This window comes from uncultured Pluralibacter sp. (assembly GCF_913775985.1).
In the GTDB taxonomy this organism is placed as follows: Bacteria; Pseudomonadota; Gammaproteobacteria; order Enterobacterales; family Enterobacteriaceae; genus Pluralibacter.
The window spans coordinates 14,645-32,425 of sequence record NZ_CAJYMB010000096.1 but is presented as its reverse complement, the minus strand read 5'-3'; the positions used below and the strand labels follow the sequence as shown (position 1 = coordinate 32,425).

At 53.6% G+C, this 17,781-nt stretch carries 17 protein-coding genes, 2 pseudogenes and 1 riboswitch; of the genes and pseudogenes, 11 read left to right on the top strand and 8 right to left on the bottom strand.

The window, feature by feature from the left end; genetic code table 11:
• Nucleotides 1-2: 2 nt before the first annotated feature.
• A complete protein-coding gene (locus QZ766_RS10955) occupies nucleotides 3-548 on the bottom strand; it encodes a hypothetical protein (RefSeq protein ID WP_147194369.1) in 546 nt (181 codons plus the stop codon).
• Between the two features lie 117 nt (nucleotides 549-665).
• Nucleotides 666-1,712, bottom strand: a complete 1,047-nt coding sequence (umuC, locus tag QZ766_RS10950) for a translesion error-prone DNA polymerase V subunit UmuC (protein WP_297202306.1) — start codon at nucleotides 1,710-1,712, stop codon at nucleotides 666-668.
• Nucleotides 1,713-1,953: 241 nt separating this feature from the next.
• On the opposite strand from umuC, the gene QZ766_RS10945 reads away from it, so the two are divergent.
• The 8 genes from QZ766_RS10945 to crcB all read left to right on the top strand — a co-directional run bounded on the left by QZ766_RS10945 (nucleotide 1,954) and on the right by crcB (nucleotide 8,822).
• Nucleotides 1,954-2,952: a YncE family protein gene (locus QZ766_RS10945; protein ID WP_366509418.1), complete on the top strand. Its 999-nt coding sequence runs from the start codon at nucleotides 1,954-1,956 to the stop codon at nucleotides 2,950-2,952.
• Between the two features lie 152 nt (nucleotides 2,953-3,104).
• Complete coding sequence (locus tag QZ766_RS10940; RefSeq protein WP_085016770.1) at nucleotides 3,105-4,265, top strand: TDT family transporter; 1,161 nt, start codon at nucleotides 3,105-3,107, stop codon at nucleotides 4,263-4,265.
• Complete coding sequence (locus QZ766_RS10935; protein WP_085016769.1) at nucleotides 4,262-4,861, top strand: uracil-DNA glycosylase family protein; 600 nt, start codon at nucleotides 4,262-4,264, stop codon at nucleotides 4,859-4,861. The genes QZ766_RS10940 and QZ766_RS10935 overlap by 4 nt, the downstream gene beginning before the upstream one ends.
• Before the next feature lie 49 nt (nucleotides 4,862-4,910).
• A riboswitch (Fluoride riboswitch) is annotated at nucleotides 4,911-4,980 on the top strand.
• A gap of 78 nt (nucleotides 4,981-5,058) precedes the next feature.
• Nucleotides 5,059-5,967 (top strand): DHHA2 domain-containing protein, encoded by a 909-nt coding sequence (locus QZ766_RS10930; RefSeq protein WP_085016768.1) that lies wholly within the window; start codon nucleotides 5,059-5,061, stop codon nucleotides 5,965-5,967.
• Nucleotides 5,964-6,389: a universal stress protein gene (locus QZ766_RS10925; protein WP_085016767.1), complete on the top strand. Its 426-nt coding sequence runs from the start codon at nucleotides 5,964-5,966 to the stop codon at nucleotides 6,387-6,389. The genes QZ766_RS10930 and QZ766_RS10925 overlap by 4 nt, the downstream gene beginning before the upstream one ends.
• 15 nt (nucleotides 6,390-6,404) lie before the next feature.
• On the top strand, nucleotides 6,405-7,694 hold the full coding sequence (gene eno / locus QZ766_RS10920; protein ID WP_085016766.1) for a phosphopyruvate hydratase: 1,290 nt from the start codon (nucleotides 6,405-6,407) through the stop codon (nucleotides 7,692-7,694).
• Nucleotides 7,695-7,737: 43 nt separating this feature from the next.
• A complete protein-coding gene (locus QZ766_RS10915; protein ID WP_085016765.1) occupies nucleotides 7,738-8,445 on the top strand; it encodes a 2,3-bisphosphoglycerate-dependent phosphoglycerate mutase in 708 nt (235 codons plus the stop codon).
• 2 nt (nucleotides 8,446-8,447) lie between these two features.
• Entirely contained in the window at nucleotides 8,448-8,822 is a 375-nt protein-coding gene (crcB, locus tag QZ766_RS10910) for a fluoride efflux transporter CrcB (RefSeq protein ID WP_010260804.1), read from the top strand.
• 167 nt (nucleotides 8,823-8,989) lie between these two features.
• Here crcB and QZ766_RS10905 read toward each other — a convergent pair whose 3' ends face one another.
• The 4 genes and pseudogenes from QZ766_RS10905 to QZ766_RS10890 form a co-directional block, all read right to left on the bottom strand.
• Nucleotides 8,990-9,391, bottom strand: coding sequence for a VOC family protein (locus QZ766_RS10905; protein ID WP_085016764.1), 402 nt, complete (start codon nucleotides 9,389-9,391; stop codon nucleotides 8,990-8,992).
• Between the two features lie 125 nt (nucleotides 9,392-9,516).
• Nucleotides 9,517-11,634 (bottom strand): tyrosine-type recombinase/integrase, encoded by a 2,118-nt coding sequence (locus QZ766_RS10900; RefSeq protein ID WP_110412210.1) that lies wholly within the window; start codon nucleotides 11,632-11,634, stop codon nucleotides 9,517-9,519.
• Nucleotides 11,634-12,620, bottom strand: coding sequence for a tyrosine-type recombinase/integrase (locus QZ766_RS10895; RefSeq protein WP_085016762.1), 987 nt, complete (start codon nucleotides 12,618-12,620; stop codon nucleotides 11,634-11,636). The genes QZ766_RS10900 and QZ766_RS10895 overlap by 1 nt, the downstream gene beginning before the upstream one ends.
• A 73-nt stretch (nucleotides 12,621-12,693) precedes the next feature.
• Nucleotides 12,694-12,825: pseudogene (locus QZ766_RS10890) on the bottom strand (DNA polymerase V subunit UmuC); the annotation flags it as partial.
• Between the two features lie 250 nt (nucleotides 12,826-13,075).
• On the opposite strand from QZ766_RS10890, the gene QZ766_RS10885 reads away from it, so the two are divergent.
• From QZ766_RS10885 to QZ766_RS10875, 3 genes are all read left to right on the top strand, one after another.
• Nucleotides 13,076-13,444 (top strand): nuclear transport factor 2 family protein, encoded by a 369-nt coding sequence (locus tag QZ766_RS10885; RefSeq protein WP_260836865.1) that lies wholly within the window; start codon nucleotides 13,076-13,078, stop codon nucleotides 13,442-13,444.
• A gap of 31 nt (nucleotides 13,445-13,475) precedes the next feature.
• Entirely contained in the window at nucleotides 13,476-13,979 is a 504-nt protein-coding gene (locus QZ766_RS10880; protein ID WP_260836866.1) for a GrpB family protein, read from the top strand.
• Nucleotides 13,980-14,355: 376 nt separating this feature from the next.
• A complete protein-coding gene (locus QZ766_RS10875) occupies nucleotides 14,356-16,752 on the top strand; it encodes an AAA family ATPase (RefSeq protein WP_297201575.1) in 2,397 nt (798 codons plus the stop codon).
• A gap of 237 nt (nucleotides 16,753-16,989) precedes the next feature.
• On the opposite strand, the pseudogene QZ766_RS10870 reads toward QZ766_RS10875, so the two are convergent.
• Both QZ766_RS10870 and umuD read right to left on the bottom strand, forming a co-directional pair.
• A pseudogene (locus QZ766_RS10870) lies at nucleotides 16,990-17,091 on the bottom strand (hypothetical protein); the annotation flags it as partial.
• A 2-nt stretch (nucleotides 17,092-17,093) separates the two neighbouring features.
• Complete coding sequence (gene umuD / locus QZ766_RS10865) at nucleotides 17,094-17,609, bottom strand: translesion error-prone DNA polymerase V autoproteolytic subunit (protein WP_147199741.1); 516 nt, start codon at nucleotides 17,607-17,609, stop codon at nucleotides 17,094-17,096.
• Nucleotides 17,610-17,781: the final 172 nt, after the last annotated feature.

Here is a 17,781-nt window from a genome sequence, read left to right as displayed (position 1 = left end):
TATTATTTTCCTTCAGCAGAGCTTTTAATATTTTTTATTAAATCCTGCAATCCGGAACTCGCCAGTCTTTTTTGAGATGATGAGCTATATGTTATAAAAAGACGGCTCCCTGAACCATTTTTTTCGAGCTCAATAGTAAGGTGATCATCATAATCACCCCAGTCGGAGCCCATTTTATAATAGCTGCCGGGCATTGAATCCCATTCCTGATGGCTGTCAGTTATTGCGCCAGCTACCCACTCGCCGTCGTTATTCCTTTCTCTGATCGACCTTAACTCATCGTTGGATAAAAACTTATACTTTCGCTTTATTCTGGCCGCTGCCGTATCAACATCAACAGGGATCTTGAAGCTTTTTGAAGTGGATTCTTTTTTTTCTGACTGACGAGGAGTCATGACCTTAGAAGAATTATCTGAGCCATCCCCTCTTAAAGAGCCCATTAACCCTGATGCACCATCACTAATTTTTTTATTTGTTTCTGCTATCTCACTCATACTACAGGCAGTCAGTAAAACAGGTAGTATTAAGGCTAGTCCGACACTCCTCATATTCACTTTCCTCCATAATTTAATAACTTTTGCACAATGTAACAGGCCGTAAAACCCTGACGCATTGTTCAATGAAAGTCAATAATTCGGGGTCGACGGTTAAGCACATTAATAGAACTACTTCACCTTGATTATGTCATCCAGCCTGGTTGTAAAGGCAGGCGAAAGTCTTTCTCTTCGCATCTTCCAGCCTGTGGCATCACTTTTAATGCCCTGCCCTGCAAACCAGACCGAACCTTTACCTGAGTGATTAATGCTATCGATTAATGTCATCAGCTCCTCGCTGTTTCGATGGGGCTGAAAGTCATCAAAAAGGGTCAATTGAGATACAGCAGCGCTTCGGAAATCAGTGAGCATCACGCCAGCACGATGATAACGGTGCCCTGGGACAAATATCGTATCAAATGCCTTTATAGCCGCGTTGATGATATCCCGTGAATCCTGAGCGGGTACAGCAAGCTCTGTTACCGCCTGGTTCTTATAAAACAGCTCATTTTCTGAGAAAGGGCTGGTACTAATGAAAACTGCTACCCGTTTACAAAATTGATGCTCTGCACGGAGTTTTTCTGCTGCACGTTCAGCATGAGCGCAAATGGCCTGATGCAGGCTGACTTCGTCCGACGGTTTTTCTCCAAAAGATCGGGAGCATATGATTTGTTCTTTTGGGGCAGTAAATTCTTCTAAACCGAGGCAAGGAGTGCCGTTCAGCTCTCTGACCGTGCGCTCAACAACTACTGAGAACTGTTTACGAATGAATGAAGGTGACAGCTCTGCCAGCTGAAGTGCATTGTTAATTCCCATAAATTGTAGTTTTTTACCCAGCCTACGTCCGATACCCCAGATCTCCTCAACTGGCACTAAAGCCATTAACTTACGCTGACGCTCTCTGTCACTGAGATCTACCACACCTCGCGTTGCGGGCCAGCGCTTACTTGCATACTGAGCCAGTTTGGCGAGCGTTTTTGTAGGGCCTATTCCCACTCCCACAGTCAGATGTGTTCTTCGCTTAATCTGAGTACGTATATGATGGCCAAACTCTTCAAGCGACAACAGATTACTCACCCCTTGAAGATCACAAAATGCCTCATCAATGCTGTATATTTCCACGCGCGGGGTTAGAAGCTGCAAAATAGTCATCACTCTGTCTGACATATCAGCATTTATGTGGAATGCAATTTAAACAAAAAAAATGAGCAACTATTCCTCATGGACTGAAATCCAGAGCCCCACTTATTCAGCCTTAAATTGCTGCAGTTTACCTCCGCTCAGAGCATAAAGAAGTGAACTGGTAAGACATAGCCGGAAAATCGATTTCCCTGAGAGGGGGTTATCTGCCACGCTTCTTCTGAAGCCCTTAAGCGGGCAATGAGTCTTATCCCTTACCACCCCCTATGCAGGAAAAATGATGATAAAAAAATACAGGATCCCGGGACTGACCGCGGTGGCGCTTCTTCTCATCAGCACCCTCGCCGGTGCCGCAGAGGCGCGCTGGACGTTTGACGGCGATATCCACAACAATTCTCTTGCTGTCAGTCCCGATGAAAAAACGGCGGTGGCCTCCTACAGTGAGCTCCCTGACGTGGTGGTTTACGACCTGGTTAACGGCAAAGTCAGAAAGGTGCTGAAGGGATACGTCACGCCCCGCAATGCGCTTTTCTCCCCCGACGGGAAGGCTGTATATCTTTCAGACAGCAGCCTCGGCGTGGTCAGAAAAATCAGCACCGGGACGCTTGACGTGGAGACCACGCTGCCGCTGGGGGCCGGGGCATTCGGTACAGCCATCAGCCGTGACGGTCAGCGTCTGTATGTGAATAACGAAGCCGCCAGCACACTCTCGGTGTATGACCTGACCCACAACCGGCCCGTTTCGGTTGTGACGGGTTTTGCTCAGCCCCGTCAGGGCATCAAAATCAGCCCGGACGGCAAAACCGTCTACGTCACCAACTTTAAGGGCGATAAAATCACCCTCGTTGACGCCGTAACGGGTGAGATTCGCGGCGAGATAACCGGCTTCAGCAAGCTGCGCGCCATTTCTGTCAGCGCCGACGGCCGCACGCTTTACGCGGCTAACAGCGGGAGCAACACCATCGCAGTGGTTGACACGCAGAAGCGCGCCATTACGGCAACCATTCCCGTGGGGCAGGACCCTTACGGTGCCGCCCTGACACCGGATAACCGCTATGTTTACAGCGGCAACCTGGGTGACAACAGCCTCTCCGTTATTGATACCGCCGCCGGTAAGGTGGTCGCCACTGTTACCGGACTGGATGCGCCCCGTCAGGCCATCGTTTTCAGTAAAGACAGTGCCCGCGCGTGGGTGCTGAATAAAGACCTCAGTATTTCGGTGGTTGACCTGAAACAGAACCGCGTCACGGCCACGATTAAAAGCCCGCCGAAGGCCTGATTCAGTCCCTCCCTCACTCCGGTGCAGTAACAGTCTTTCGCAGGGTGAGGGAGGATAAACCACTTTTACAGATTTATTTTAGCTGAATAACCTGTTTTAAAGATTTACGTCTGCATGCCTATACTGTTTCTGTTTACACAGGAGATCCCGGCATGAACGATAAAATATTTACCCTGCATAACGGAGCACGCCCGCTGAGCGCGCTGAGCAGCCCGAAAGAGGCCATACGTCAGTTCACGCCAAACTGGTTCGCCGCCACCATGGGAACCGGTATCCTGTCGCTGTCTCTGGCGCAGTTCCCCTGGCCGGTTCCGGGATTGCGCCTCGTCGCGGAAGGGCTGTGGATGTTTAACATCCTGCTGTTCAGCGTTTTTGCCGTGATGTATCTGGCCCGCTGGGTCATGTACTTCGGTGAGGCAAAGCGCATCTTCGGCCATTCAACCGTGTCCATGTTCTTCGGCACCATCCCGATGGGCATGGCGACCATCATCAACGGCCTGCTGGCGTTCGGTCTTCCCCGGTGGGGCGCAGACGTCATTCCGGTGGCGCACGCCCTGTGGTGGCTGGACGTGGCGATGTCGCTGCTGTGCGGCGTGTGTATTCCTTACATGATGTTTACCCGGCAGCAGCACAGCATTGACCAGATGACGGCCGTCTGGTTACTGCCGGTTGTGGCTGCCGAGGTCGCAGCGGTCAGCGGCGGCCTGCTGGCGCCGCACATTGCCGACACCCACGCGCAGCTCGGCATCATTATTACCAGCTACGTGCTGTGGGCTTACTCCGTACCGGTGGCGCTGAGCATCCTTGCCATCCTGCTGCTGCGTATGGCCCTGCACAAGCTGCCGCACGAAAGCATGGCAGCCTCAAGCTGGCTGGCCCTGGGGCCGATTGGCACCGGTTCGCTCGGTATGCTGGTCATCGGCGGCGATGCGCCCGGGGTGTTTGCCGCGGCGGGCATGCCGGAAATCGCTCACATCGCGCAGGGCGTGGGGTTCGTTGCCGGCATTCTCTTCTGGGGCTGCGGCCTGTGGTGGATGCTGCTGGCCACGCTGATAACCGTGCGATACTTTCGTGAAGGCATTCCGTTCAACCTGGGATGGTGGGGCTTTACCTTCCCGCTGGGCGTGTACACCGTCGCCACGCTGAAGCTGTCCACCCTCGTTGACCTGGCGTTCTTTAAAGGCTTCGGCGCGCTTCTTGTCGTCATGCTGGCCGCCATGTGGCTGCTTGTCGCTGTGAAGACGGTGCGCGGGGCATGGAGCGGGAAACTCTTTGTTTCCCCCTGCCTGGCAGGCCTGGACCGGAAGTCGTGAGTGAAACCTGCACGTCGCTGCTGGACCCCTTTCTGCGCGAGGAGCGCCTCGCGGCGATTACCGCGCCGCACGTAGCCGCGCTGAATCGCTGGGTCAGCGGGCAGCGTCAGGCCGGCGTGGAACTGCCGTGGTTTGATCCGGCCGACGGCGGGACCGGGGCCGGACTGCTTGTCCTGCTGCAGTCGCCGGCGCGCAGCAGCCCGTCACCCCGGTTCGTTTCGCGAGATAACCCGGGGCCGGCCCAGCAGAATCTGGGGCGGTTTCTGGCGGAGGCCGGTATTGCGCGCCGGGACAGCGTGCTGTGGAATACGGTGCCCTGGGTCAGTGACGGGCCGCAGAAACGGCCCTCAGCGGCGGACATCCGCAGCGGCTGCGCCTGGCTTGAGGGCGTGCTGGCGTATCTGCCCGCGCTGCGCGTGGTGGTGCTGGCCGGTGCCGTAGCGGCGCAGGCCCGCGGGACGGTCAGCTGCCTTCGCCCCGGCGTCACGGTGCTGACTATGCCTCACCCCAGCCCGCTGTCGCTTTGCACAAGCCCGGCAGTGCCGGAAAACATCCGCCAGGTGCTCCGCGAGGCACGCACTGCGCTGGCGGGCTGAGAGCGCCGCCGGAATAATACTGACAGGTTTTGCAACCGGCTCTATACTCACAGTACAGGGTGATGGCGTTCCACCCTTCCCAACCGCTCCGTTCAGGAGCTGATGACGCCTGATGTGACTCTTGATTTTCAGGAGGTGCGTCAGGCCGTCCTTACTTTCCTCCCGGCCTGCGTACTTCCCTCTATGGGGAGAGACCTGTGATACACGTTTTTGGCCACATTAATCCTGACAGCGACGCCATCTGCACGACCGTCGTCACCGCACACTGGCTGACCGGGCGCGGAATGGATGCCCGCGCATGGCGTCTCGGCGAGGCTAACCGGGAAACCCGCTTTATCTTTGACGCCGCCGGCCTCACGCTGCCGCCGCTGCTCGCTTTTCCGCTAAAGGATGAACGGGTCTGGCTGGTCGATTTCACCGAACCGGCACAGGGGCCTGACGACCTGCTCCGGAGCAACGTCGTGGGCATCACTGACCACCACCGGCTGGGCGGGCTGATAACGCAACTGCCGCCGGAGGTACATATTCGCCCGGTTGGCAGCAGCGCCACGCTGCTCTGGCTGCTGATGGACGCAGAAGCGCGCCGCATGCTGCCCCCGACGCTCGCCGTGCTTCTGCTGGGCGCACTCCTGAGTGATACCGTGAATCTTCGCTCGCCGACCACCACCGAAGACGATATCCGTTCGGCGACCGAACTGGGCGCACTGTCTGGCGTAAACCGCAGAGCCTTCGCCCGTGACCTCCTCACCGCAAAAACAGACGTCAGCGGCCTCAGCGCACAGCAGCTGCTGGACAGGGACCTCAAGGCCTTCGTCATTGCCGGCACCGACGTGCGCATAGCCCAGATTGAGGTCAGCTCACCGTCACAGGTTGCCCCCGTGATGAACGACCTGCTCGCAGCACTGGCGTATCTGGCAGACCAGTCGGGAGCTGGCCTGGCGGTGCTGATGCTGACCGACATTCGTACCGGGTTCTCAACGCTTTACTTCGCCGGGCGGGAGAGCGTTAACGTCGCCTCCTGCTCCGTACCGGGCATGCTCAGCCGCAAAAAGCAGCTTCTGCCGTGGCTTGAGTCCCGCCTTAACCAGAACGGAGGTTCATTATGACCTGCTACACCCACGCACTGATACTTGTGAACGATAAAAACGACGGCACTCTTCTGCTGAAACGGGCGGTCGCGCTGGCGCAGCCGCTCGGCATGAAAATCACCCTGGCGCACATCAGCGACGACTACCGGGAGATGAACTACGTGTCTGACAGCCTGATGGACGACGTCGTGTCGGAGGAGGTGCTGAAAGGCAAAGCGTTTATGAGTGAGCTGGCGGCCTCCGTGCCTGAGACGGTAGACACGCGGGAGCTGGTGACCATGCGCCGCGTTGAGGACGTGGAGAAGTGCATCGCGGAGCTGGGCGTGGACCTCGTGCTTGCCGGGCACCGAAACCGCTTTATGGGAATGCTCACCTCCCGCTCGGCGGACTACATCAACCACCTTACGGTGGATGTGCTTATCACTCACCTGACTGACTGAACCGGGAGAAACACCATGCGCTTTACACTGGATAACGTAACCGCCCGTGAAATTCTTGACTCGCGCGGCAACCCCACCGTTGAAGTTGAAGCCCGGACTACGGACGGGATGATGGCGCGCGCCTCGGTGCCTTCCGGGGCCAGTACCGGCTCGCGCGAGGCCGCAGAGCGCCGCGACGGTGACGCACACCGTTTTGGCGGTAAAGGCGTGCTGGATGCCGTCAGGGCGGTTAATACGGAAATCTGCCAGGCCGTGCGCGGCAGCGACGTGCGCGAACAGCGTCAGCTGGACAACATCATGCTGGCGCTGGACGGCACGGAGAACAAGAGTCGCCTGGGTGCCAATGCCATTCTGGGCGTGTCGCTGGCGGTGGCCCGGCTGGCGGCACAGGCCTCCCACGAGCCGCTGTGGCGCTACCTGGGTGGCCTGCAGGCGAACCTGCTGCCCGTGCCGTGCATGAACATTATCAACGGCGGCGTGCACGCCCGCGGTCAGGGCGCGGACTTTCAGGAGTTCATGATAGCCCCGCACGGCGCACCCACGCTGCGCGAGGCCGTACGTCAGGGCAGCGAGGTCTACCAGGCGCTGCGCCAGATCCTGCTGGACAACAACCTGTCGGCGGCAGTGGGCGACGAAGGCGGTTTTGCGCCCGCCGTGTCGTCAAACCGCGACCCGCTGGCGTTTATCGTACAGGCCATTGAGAAAGCCGGATACCGGCCCGGAGAAGACATCAGCATCTGCATGGACCCTGCCTCAAGTGAGTTTTTCGCAGACGGCAAATATCATCTGCGCACCGAGGGCAGCGCGCTGAGCGCGGCGGAAATGACGGCATACTACGGCGAGCTGATGGACCAGTTTCCCGTCATCCTGCTGGAAGACGGCCTGGCCGAGGACGACTGGGCGGGCTGGAAGCATTTGCACCGGCAGCTTGCGGGCAGGGCCGAACTGGTTGGTGACGACCTGTTTGTCACCAACGTGAAGTATATCCAGCGCGGCATTGACGAAAACCTCGCCAGCGCCGCACTGATTAAACTCAATCAGATAGGCTCGCTCAGCGAAACGCTGGACGCCGTGGCGCTCTGCCAGCGGCACGGCTGGGGCGCGTTCATGTCCCACCGCAGCGGGGAAACCACGGACACGTTCCTTGCCGACCTGACGGTGGCCCTGCGCGCGGGACACCTGAAAACCGGCGCGCCGTGCCGCGGCGAACGCGTGGAAAAGTACAACCAGCTGATGCGCATTGAGCAGGCGCTGGGTGACGATGCGCACTACGCGGGGCTTCATGCGTTTGTGCGCCGCACGTAGCACATCCGCCGGACGGTCCCCGTCCGGCACAGAAGGAATGCCTGTGGCCTCTGCAACGCTGATCCTTTTGCGTCACGGCGAAAGCCAGTGGAACCGGGAAAACCGTTTTACCGGATGGACAGACGTGCCGCTGACGGTCAGGGGGCGGCAGGAGGCCGACCGGGCCGGTGACGCGTTGCGGGCAGCGGGCCTGATGCCCGACCGTGTCTTCACCTCGGTGATGACACGCTGCGTTCACACGGTCTGGCGGGTGCTGGACCGTCTTGACCGCAGCTGGACGCCCGTGGAAAAGAGCTGGCGACTGAATGAGCGCCACTACGGGGCGCTGCAGGGGCTGAACAAGGACGACGCTGCCCGGATAATGGGGGAAGAGACTGTCCGGCTCTGGCGCAAAAGCTTCAGCGGCATTCCGCCCGCGGACGCGGAGGCTCCGGCGCAGCTGCGTCGGGATCTGCGCTACCGCCGCGTTGCGCTGGCCGACCTGCCTGCAACGGAAAGCCTGGAAATGACGCTGCGCCGCGTCATGCCGTACTGGCAGCATGCTGTGGTACCGCAGTTACGCTGCGGAAGTTCCGTTCTGGTTGTGGCGCACGGCAACACGCTGCGCGCCCTGACCGCCTTCCTGGACGGCATGCCTTACGACAGCGTGGCACAGCTGCACATCCCGACCGGCGTGCCGGTCGTATATCAGATGGATGCGGCCGCCCAGGTCGTGTCCCGTGATGTTCTGAATATTAAAAAAAAGGAGTGAACGTGAATCAGCTTTTTGCCGTCATCACCGGCGGTGCTTTAGGGTGTGTTATCCGCTGGCAGCTGGGCGCGCGCCTGAATGCGCTTTTTCCGGACCTGCCGCCGGGGACGCTGCTGGTCAACCTGCTGGGTGGATTTATCATCGGGGCGGCCCTGGCGTATTTTCTGCGCCATCCCGGCCTCGATCCGGCCTGGCGGCTGCTCATTACCACCGGGCTGTGTGGAGGAATGACGACCTTCTCCACATTTTCAGCTGAGGTTTTTGCCCTGCTGCAGTCAGGCAGCTATGCCTGGGCAGCCGCCTCGGTGCTGATACACGTGCTGGGTTCGCTGGCCATGACGGCGGCCGGATTTTATATCATGACGCTGTGTGGTTAACCCGGACCGTACGGCCTTTAATCCAGGCGAGACCTCAGTGCAGCGACCGCTGCACTGAGGTCAGACAGTTCAGTATATTGTTCAGAAGCGCTCTCTGCGGGCCTGACCCGACAGGGTTTACGCCTGTAATGCTTCTCGTAAATCCGGGGCACTGTCGTGACAGAGTTTCAGGTCTGTCTGTTCTGGTAAAGGTCCCAGCGATTGCCATAGATGTCCTCAAACACGACAACCATTCCGTATTCTTCCTCCCGCGGCTCCTGACAGAAGTGGACGCCTTTTGCCTTCATAGCATTGTAGTCGCGCCAGAAGTTGTCGGTCTGCAGGAACAGAAAAACCCGTCCGCCGCACTGATTGCCGATAAAGCCTTCCTGCCGATCGTTCGACGCGCGGGCAAGAAGAATAGCACAGTCGCTGTCAGGGTCCGGCGTCACCACGACCCAGCGCTTACCCGGCTGCGGCGTGTCCTCAATCAGGGTAAAGCCCAGCTTATCGGTGTAATACTCAATTGCACGATCGTAGTCATCGACCACAACAGCCACATACCCCATACATCGCTTCTGTTTTCTCATCTGCGGCTCCATCAGTTACGGCATCACGCCCGCTATAATCAGATTTATATCAGATACGACGTTCGGTCGTCTGTACTGACTCTGCGCTGACACCCTCAGGCCGGACATTGTAAGCATCTGATCCGTCAGGATTGTGGATCCAGTCTTGTAAGAACCCGCTCAACCTTTTCAGCATCCTGCTCCAGTATGGATCTCTCATCGGGAGTGAGCGGAACCTCTTCAAGGTAACGCCGGATGGATGCTTTACTCTCCATTATCAGCCCGCGCGCGCTGTCTTTAAGCAGGTTAAAATCGCAGCCGATGCAGGCCATCCGGTGCTGACAGCTGCTCCAGAAAGGGTTCGTGCAGTATGAGTCACCCAGATCATAGTACGTCGCGGGTCCGGTCAGACTGGCGGCTTCCGGATCGTGGTCAATCAGCACGCTTATCATATGAGAGACCCTGTCGGCTTTGACGAACGAAGCGGCCAGCTGAGTCGGACGTATACGAATATAATGCAGGGTTGACTGTGGGGATGAATGGCCGGACCACTGCATCAGCTCATGTAAAGACATCCCCCCGGCAACACTGGCCAGTGCTGTAACGGCAGAAGCACGGCCGCGGTGGCTGGTAATGGGACCGCGTGAATCTTCCACAGACATACCCGCTCTGGCGCAGAGAAGCGGAATGACAGTGAGATTTATTATGTTTCTTCCCACCGGTTTACCCCGGTTCTGAAACAGATAACGAACTTTTTCACCGGTGCGTTCATCCGTAAATGCTGCCTGCTCCTGAGGACGCTCACTGAGCCAGATATCGACATATTTTTTCACAACAGACGAGACTGGCTTAACAAAAGCTTTAGACGTTTTGCCGGCTGGTACGCTGAGATAGCACAGAGTACCGGCCGGGACAGGGCTGCTGTTTTCCTGCAGAATGTCATCCACCTGTGGGGTAACGCAGTTCATTGTCAGGCGCAACAGCTCGTTCTGTCGCAGCCCGGCATGCGTCCAGATAACCGCCATAGCCTGAAGCATAGACAGGGGATAATGAATTTCGCTCAGCAAATCTTCCTGACGCAGGTTCAGACTCGCCCAGACCAGTCTGAGCCAGACCGGATCATCAATAACGCGGGGGCTCACGCCCTGACGAAACAGCGGTGTATCAGGCGTGGACAGATGGCGGGCCGGACTGAACTTTAATCGCCCCCATCCCCAGCTTTCATAATCAAGCATAAAACGGCGAATGGCATAAACAAACCGGCTGCGGGAATGCGGCATCAGGGGTTCTCCTGAGCGTTTTGATTGTCTGCCCCCTTTCTTTGTATCCAGTGACAGCTCGTCTACTTTCAGTCTGCCGACCATTGCAATAAAGCTGGCGCAGGTTTCCATTGTCCAGTCAGAGGGCTCGCATATTTCCGGCTTTTCCCGGGCAAGCCACAGGCCACAGCGGAGAATAAAACTGTACTGAGTTTCTCTGGAGCGGGGGCGGAGTACCGACGTTTCCCGCCACATCCGGCACCACCGCGCCCAGTCAGGTGCGATACCTTGTGTTGGCTTTTCATGCCATTCCTGATAGTTACGCATTCTCAGGGGGCTCTCTATAATTCCCATAGCAGCAAGCGCACAGGATATTTTCCCCGTAGCTCTTGCGATTCCCCGGTCGTGGCAGTTCTGCCCCCGCCACAGGAGGTCTGTCGTAAAAGTTTCAAGACGCGGGTCGTTGTTCATCAGCATCAGTACACCCAGCATACCGGACATATTGTGCTTCTGATTCTGCCCGGCATATCCCATTGAGATCAGAACGTCTGTCAGCCGGTTAATTTCATGACTGACAATACTCCGGCCATATATAGCACTGGCGTACAACGACGGTGCGCCATGCACTGGCAGGCTGAGCGGAGAAGAAAACGGACCGAGATGAAAGGCAAAAGCAGCAAGCAGGGGCCTGCCGGAACAGTGTTGCTCACAGAGCGTTAACCATCTTTCCTGCGTCCACTGCCAGCAGGGCTGACCCGACCGGTGCGTTTCTGCAAGAACGGCAAGGAGGGTAATTCTGGCAAGTCTGACACTGATACTGCTTCGTGAGGCAATGTCCTGCAGAGGCAGCAGCAAATATGGCAGGGAATCTGGCCGATCGAGCGCAGCAGACCGCCGGTAGCCTGTACGTATCGCGTCTTTTTCCTCAGGACTCAGCGCATCGCTCAGCTGATAATCTGTGCGTTTGAAAGGTATATAAGTGACTGTGTTTTTTTTTCCACTCATCAGTAAGCCCCCGCCTGAAAAATAAGGCCAGCGATTTTCCTGTCGGTTTCAGCTACGGCTGCGGTTATCCGGCCAGACAGATCGGACCCTGACAGATGGATATAAATCTGTGTGGTGCGCGGATCTCTGTGTCCAGCATAAGTCGCCAGCTCATGCAGCTTCCAGCCGGCCCGAGCCAGATGGGTCAGGCGAAGATGGCGAAAGGTGTGGGTTGTAATCTGTGGAAGCCCCGTATCCAGAGCCCATCTGCGCACGGTTTTACTCCAGCTCCACACAGAAAGAGGAGTGCCGTAATTACGATCAGAAAATGAACGGAACAACGCCCCCTGTGTCCGGCCAGCCCGCTTCAGCTGCCGGAAAAGGTTTGCCAGTACCGGCGTAATGTCCGGACCATAGCACACAACCCTTTCACGCCGGCTTTTCGTTGTTTCCGGGCGGATACGGATCAGGCGATGAGCAGGGTCGATATCCTCAAGCGTCAGGGCTGTCACCTCTGCACGGCGGAGTGCACCAAAATAGGCCAGTGCGAGCATCAGCCGGTCCCGCAGGGAAGCAGCTGAAACATGTTTAAGAAATCTCAGCCATTGTTCATTGTCAGGTATTACAGGTAAGCGGGTGATACGCGGGACAAGCCCCCGCCCGGTATAAATGGCACCCGGTAAACCCGCGCGGGGTAGCGGATTGAGACTGCATATATCCTGATAAACAAGAAAGTCATACCAGAGACGGATAGCAGACAGGCGCAGCTGGAGCGTGGCACTGGCCGCAGGGTAAGGCATGCCAGGCAGCTGAGGGCGGATGTAGGCGGCGAGGTCTTCAAACCGGGCTTTTTCAGGTTCAATTCCGTTCTCGCTGCAGAACGAAAAGTAATGATGAAGGGCGCTACGGTAGGCGGTGAGTGTGCCCTGCGCCCGCCCGAGATCGGATAACAGTTTCAGCCAGCGCTCTGCCAGCAATAGGCTTTGTTCATTCGGTGGGATCAGCATCGTGTTCTCCTCTGACAGCAATATCGCTGCTCAAAGTTTACTCACTCAATGTTGCATTCCACTTAACTTACTATAAGCTGTAATTACTTGAAAATGCTACAACTCCCTTTCTCTCAGCCTCACGACCAACCTTAAACCAGGGATCGCCCATTTTTAACCCAAGTGATTTTGCTACTGAGGAGCGGGCTATTATGCAGCCATCATTGTATCTGAATGGCACTAACAGTTAGTAATATGTAACGACATGATTTTCATGAGTATTGAATTACTAACTTTTTCTGTGTGTTAAGACCCGGAGGGCTACATCAGTTAGCAACTTTTAGAGCGCATCCGATGAGAAGCATCTTCAAAAGGAAATGATCAGTCACCGTCCGTAGTGTGCCAGAAGCGGAAGTAGCGCATGAACTGTTATGGTAAATTTGAACGTCCGGCTTAATCACTTTAGGATAAGCATAATGCTTCTGGAGAAGCTCAGACTGCTTGAGTGCAGCCTTCACGGCGACAGGCGCAATGATCCGGAGTGGCTGGAACTGATTCTTCATCCTGAATTCCGTGAAATCACCCGGTCAGGTGTGACGGTCGACCGGTCAGAGACCATTGCGTCGCTGCTAAGTGAAAAGGCTGCACCTTATATTCTCAGCAGCGATTTCCGTCTTACGGAGATGGGCTGCGGTTACGCTCTGCTTCACTATCGGACGTTTTACGCTGATGGCAGCCATCATGCATTACGTTCCTCTTGCTGGATTTGTTCGGATGAGGGCCAGTGGACTCTGTTTTTTCACCAAGCAACGCCGGCTGCAGGCAATGCCGGGGTTCAGGGTTGAGTTGCACACTTAGGACAGAGAGAATGTGTTTATGCGTAAGATTATTATTGTGCCATACGATGATAGATGGCCTGAGATGTTTGAAGCTGAAAGTTTACTGATAAAAACATTGCTCGGTGGAATGGCTAAGCATGTCCATCATATTGGAAGCACGTCAGTTCATGGTCTCTCAGCAAAGCCCGTAATTGATATGCTACTTGAAGTTTCCGACATCAATGAACTGGATAAGTACCATTCAGCAATGGCCCACGCCGGGTATGTTGCTCGCGGTGAGAACGGGATTGCGGGGCGCAGATATTTCATTAAAGGTGGTGATCAGCGTAGTCATCAAGTCCATGCGTTTGCAGTCGGAGATATGCAGGTATTGAGACATCTTGCTTTCCGTGATTATCTTCGAAGAAATAAAGACATTGCAGAAGAGTATGCTGAGATAAAACACGCAGCTGTATTAGTCAGCAGGAGCGATGCTCATCGCTATAGCGCCCTCAAAGCGAAATTTATAGAGCGTCATCAACAACTAGCGCTAGCTGTCTGAGAACGATTGAGATTGAGTTCGTTGCCGGGAGGGTATGCTCAATAACGATGAATTCACTGAGTAGTCATCAGTCAACGTCTGCTGTTCGCTCATAGCGGACTTCAGCTCCATGCCATTCCCCTTTGGACCAAGAGCGGACATAGCTAACGTTCTATGTTCTTCAACCTGGTGGGAGCAGGTCCCAGCTTCATTACCCAACCTCAACCTATGAACTTTTTGAGGGGCATTTAGATGGGTGTTGAATTTCAGTTCATAAAATTATTCATCAAATGTATCAATAACCTATTCAAACATTCCTTAAACTCAGAGTAGACTAGATTAACAATCTGTTTCAATTGCAAATTGGCAACCTATAGCCAGCGCTAGGGGAGTGTTCATGTTTAGTCAGGTTGACATCGGTAGTTTCGGTAGTTTTACGGACCTCAGTTGGAAAAATAGCCTTAAGGATGCAGGCAACAACGTCCAGAATTTCAAGAGGCTCAACATCCTCTACGGACGGAATTACTCTGGTAAAACTACACTCTCGCGAATTTTCCGCGCTTTGGAAACGGGGCGCATTCCACACAACTACGTGGACCCAAATTTCACTATTCGTGGTGACAAAGGTGATGTGACACAGGTAGGCCTTGCCGGCCATGGCTACGATGTTCGGGTCTACAACCGAGATTTTGTGAGCGATAATCTAAGCTTCTTGGTCAATCAGACTGACGGCGAGATCAAGACGTTTGCTATCGTTGGTGAAAAGAACAAAGAAATCGAAGATGCTATTACCGCAATTCAAACTAGACTAGGCAGTGTTGAATCGAAGGCGGGCCTCCGACATGAGCTTGAAGCTAAAAAGAAAGAGCGAGATCGGACGAAAGACAATCATAAAAATGCGTCTGATGCTCTAGAGGGCAAACTTCGTTCTCATGCCAACAATAAGATTAAACAGAATCGCATCTACGGTCCTGCTGTCTACAATATAGAAAGCATCAAGAAAGACATTGGCTCAGTCAAAAAACCTAGCTTCACAGCTCTGACAACCGAAGAACAAGCAGCCAAGGTCAATCTCTTGAAGCAAGAGGCCCTACCTGATATTACCTATACAGTATCGATAAACCTAAACATCGAATCAATAAGCAAGGTAGCTGAAGAACTCCTTTCAAGATTGATTAAGCCAACTCTGCCAATTCAGGAGTTGTTGAATGAGACGGCTCTCCAGATGTGGGTGAAGGAAGGTATACCGCTACATAAAGATAAGAGGGACACTTGCGCATTCTGTCGTCAGAATCTTCCTCATGACATCTGGCAGGTATTAGACTCTCACTTCAGTAAGGAATCCTCGGCTCTGGAGTCAAGTATCGATTCATGTCTGACTTCTATCGCCACTGAAATCCAAGCTATTCCTAACTTCTTGACTTTGACTGGCGATAAATTCTACGCAGAAGAAAAAATATTATTTGAAACCAGCAATATAGCACTTGCTGAACATCTGAAAGGCTACATCCAGGACCTCAAAGCTCTACAGGCGGCGTTGGATAAGAGAAAGAACGCCATTTTTCAGCAGGTTCCCATGCCTGTCAATATTCATGATCCGACTGCAATTCAGCAATGCGTTGGCGACATCAATGATCTTATCGCCAAAAATAATGGCCGGACAATTTCGCTGGAGAACGATAAAAGCACTGCGCGAGAATCTCTACGGCTATCCGATGTGGCGTCTTTTATCTCAGACATCACCTACGATATTGAATTAGCGCGTATTGCCAGTCTCAAGATAGATGCTGACACAGCCAACACTGCATTTACAGAAGCTGAAGCCGAAATTCTTGAACAAGAAACTGAAGTGACCCGTCTACAGGGTCAGCAGAAGGATGAACGCAAGGGCGCGGAGCGAGTGAATGAGTTGCTCAGCCACTTCTTTGGTCATGACGGCATCAAGCTTGAAGCCAAAGACAATGTTGAGAATACTTCGGTTAAGTTTGAAGTCAGCAGAGATGGTAAATCTGCCTACAACTTGAGCGAAGGCGAATGCAGCCTGATTGCTTTCTGCTACTTCATGGCCAAGTTGGAAGAGCCAGAAAGCAAAGGTAAGGATCTGATCATTTATATAGATGACCCGATTTCCAGCCTGGACGGAAATCACATTTTCTTCATGTTCAGCTTGATTGAAAGCCTGATTGCGAAACCCATCAAGAATGCAGATCGAACAAACAGCTATCGCTACAAGCAGCTTTTTATATCCACTCACAACCTAGATTTCTTGAAGTATCTAAAGAAAATATCACTTCCTAATGAGAGGAATCACGGTGGATACCAACATTTCATTGTTGAGAGAAATGGAGGGGCAAGTCAGATTTTCCTGATGCCTTCATATCTGCGAGACTACATCACTGAATTCAACTACCTGTTTCATCAGATTTACAAGTGCCGTAATCAAGGTGGAGCGAATGAATCTCATGAACCATACTATGGATTCGGTAACAACCTCCGTAAGTTCCTTGAGGCATTTCTGTTCTTTAAGTTCCCGCACCATGATGACAAGAACGATGCCTTTGAACGGATCAAGAAATTCTTTGGCGAAGAGGATCCGACAGCGATAGCTCTTGTGAATAGACTTAACAACGAGTTTTCACATCTCGAATCAATCCCTGATCGCGGATTCAAACCTGTGGAGATTCCAGAAATTTCCAAGGTGGCAAACTACGTATTGGATAAAATTTATGCGTCAGATCCTCATCAATACAACTCCTTGTTAAAAAGCATTGGCGAACCACCAAGGTCACCTTAGGAAAAAGAGTATAAAGAGTTTTTTACGGTGAGCGAGGCGCTATTCGGATCTGGAATGCGCCTCTCAAACACGCCGGAAGAGTACTCACTGATGTACGGACAATCGGAATACTCAAAAGAGTGTGGCGCTAAACAGGTATGAATAGTAAATGTCCGCTCCTCGCTCATAGCTGACCATTTATTTCTTCAAACTGAAGAATTGAACGCTCGAAACTAACTAACACTTCTCACCACTCAGATCGTTATTAGACAGCACCACCACAGGTTTGCCACGGAGATCGGGTCTGAAAACTGTCTCGCATGAAGCGTAAAATGAGTTAACATCGACCAGGGCGAACACTGTTAAGCGTCCCTGAACTTGAATGAATGCACAAGATGGCGTACCACGCCGAAGACAACTGTTTCAATATCGTCATTCAGTGCTATAGCTGAATATGCCGGGTTAGCCGGCACCAAGGCTGGTGAAGGCAGTAGTTGTAGCCTCTTACAGGTAAATTCTCCATCTACAGCTGCGATAACAATGTCACCGTGTTTAGCTTCACGAATACATTCAACTATAAGTAAATCTCCGTCTCTGATGCCAGCGTTACGCATTGAGTCACCTTCTGCCCGCACCAGGTAGGTGCTTTCCGGATAGCGAATACAAAGGTCATCAAGGGAAAGACGTTTTTCGACATAATCCTGAGCAGGAGAAGGGAACCCACATGAAACCCCATCGCTAAACAACGGAACGCATGCCAGTGATGGATTGCTACCTGTAAGTCTGGCGATCGCCGCCATCATCAAAACCGGTGTGTTGGCTGAATTTTTCTGCGAAGTTTTATCCCAACACATCGTCTGTTCTAAAGGAATCGGCATGGTTCGCCCCCTCAAATTATACTGTATATAAAAACAGTATAATGATGCATTTTTAGTGATGACAAGTCGTAACGCATCGGAAAAAATTAACCTGATGATTTTTAGAGAATTTATTAGGTAGCTCTGCGTACTGAAGCAGTAATTAGTAATTGCTCAAAAAATCCGCTATAGT

Bases quoted from the DNA above. Each gene is read 5' to 3' on its own strand.
- QZ766_RS10955 (WP_147194369.1), bottom strand. From the start codon at position 548: ATGAGGAGTGTCGGACTAGCCTTAATACTACCTGTTTTACTGACTGCC.
- QZ766_RS10945 (WP_366509418.1), top strand. From the start codon at position 1,954: ATGATAAAAAAATACAGGATCCCGGGACTGACCGCGGTGGCGCTTCTT.
- QZ766_RS10940 (WP_085016770.1), top strand. From the start codon at position 3,105: ATGAACGATAAAATATTTACCCTGCATAACGGAGCACGCCCGCTGAGC.
- QZ766_RS10925 (WP_085016767.1), top strand. From the start codon at position 5,964: ATGACCTGCTACACCCACGCACTGATACTTGTGAACGATAAAAACGAC.
- eno (WP_085016766.1), top strand. From the start codon at position 6,405: ATGCGCTTTACACTGGATAACGTAACCGCCCGTGAAATTCTTGACTCG.
- QZ766_RS10905 (WP_085016764.1), bottom strand. From the start codon at position 9,391: ATGAGAAAACAGAAGCGATGTATGGGGTATGTGGCTGTTGTGGTCGAT.
- QZ766_RS10900 (WP_110412210.1), bottom strand. From the start codon at position 11,634: ATGAGTGGAAAAAAAAACACAGTCACTTATATACCTTTCAAACGCACA.
- QZ766_RS10895 (WP_085016762.1), bottom strand. From the start codon at position 12,620: ATGCTGATCCCACCGAATGAACAAAGCCTATTGCTGGCAGAGCGCTGG.
- QZ766_RS10885 (WP_260836865.1), top strand. From the start codon at position 13,076: ATGCTTCTGGAGAAGCTCAGACTGCTTGAGTGCAGCCTTCACGGCGAC.
- QZ766_RS10880 (WP_260836866.1), top strand. From the start codon at position 13,476: ATGCGTAAGATTATTATTGTGCCATACGATGATAGATGGCCTGAGATG.
- QZ766_RS10875 (WP_297201575.1), top strand. From the start codon at position 14,356: ATGTTTAGTCAGGTTGACATCGGTAGTTTCGGTAGTTTTACGGACCTC.
- umuD (WP_147199741.1), bottom strand. From the start codon at position 17,609: ATGCCGATTCCTTTAGAACAGACGATGTGTTGGGATAAAACTTCGCAG.